Below are 1,113 nucleotides of genomic sequence, written 5' to 3' on the forward strand. Positions count from 1 at the left end.
GCAAGCACTCAATCGCCGCTGAAGCGGCTCCCACAAGGAGCCACCTCCTTGCAAGGCCTTATTCGCCGCGCATGCGCACGTCGTCGGCCATTTCCTTGTTATCGCGCTGCTTCTCGCGCTCGGCATCGAAGAACTGCTGCACCTTGAGGCAGACATCCCAGGTGCCGATTTCGCTGGCTGCGGAGACCAGGAACCAGGGATCCTTCCACTCCAGGCGGGCGACGATATCGTCCGCCACGCGATGAAGCTCGGCTTCGTCGGAGAACACGTCGGATTTATTGATCACCAGCCAGCGCGGGCGGGTAACCAGCTCGGCGTCGAATTCAGCCAACTCTTTCTCGATCGTGCGGACCTGCTCAACCGGGTCGGAACCGTCGATCGGCTGGATATCGACCACGTGCAACAGCAGGCTGGTACGCGAGACGTGACGCAGGAACTGGATACCCAGGCCCGCGCCTTCGGCCGCACCCTCGATAATCCCGGGGATATCGGCGATCACGAAGCTCTGGTCGTAACCGATGCGCACGACACCCAGGTTCGGGTGCAGCGTGGTGAACGGGTAATCCGCCACCCGCGGCGTCGCCGCCGATACGGCACGGATAAAGGTGCTCTTGCCCGCATTCGGGAAGCCCAGCAGACCGACATCCGCGAGCAGGCGCATCTCGAGCTTGATGTCGCGGACTTCGCCCGGCGTGCCAGGGGTGAATTTGCGCGGAGCGCGGTTGACCGAGCTCTTGAAATGGATATTGCCAAGGCCGCCACGACCGCCCTGCGCAACCTTGAGACGCTGGCCGTGCGCCGTGAGATCGCCGATCACTTCGTCGGTATCGACGTTGATCACGATGGTTCCGACCGGCACGCGAACCTCGGAATCGTCGCCGCCCTTGCCGTACATCTGGCTGCCCATGCCGCCCTGCCCGCGCTCGGCCTTGAAGGCACGCATGTGACGGAAGTCGACGAGCGTGTTGAGACCTTCGTCCGCCACGAGCCAGACCGAACCGCCATTGCCGCCGTCACCACCATCGGGGCCACCGAACGGAATGAATTTCTCTCGACGGAAGCTGACGCAGCCGTTGCCGCCGGTACCGGCCGTGACCCTGATCTGTGCTTCGT

The 1,113-nt window shown here is 63.4% G+C and carries 1 protein-coding gene; it reads right to left on the reverse strand.

Features of this window, described 5'->3' with window-relative positions; genetic code table 11:
- Positions 1–58 precede the first annotated feature (58 nt).
- On the reverse strand, positions 59–1,113 hold a 1,055-nt coding region (gene cgtA / locus AC1DT2_RS24170; protein WP_477299261.1), incomplete at its 5' end, for an Obg family GTPase CgtA.

This window comes from Luteibacter sp. P4_E6 (assembly GCF_056401535.1).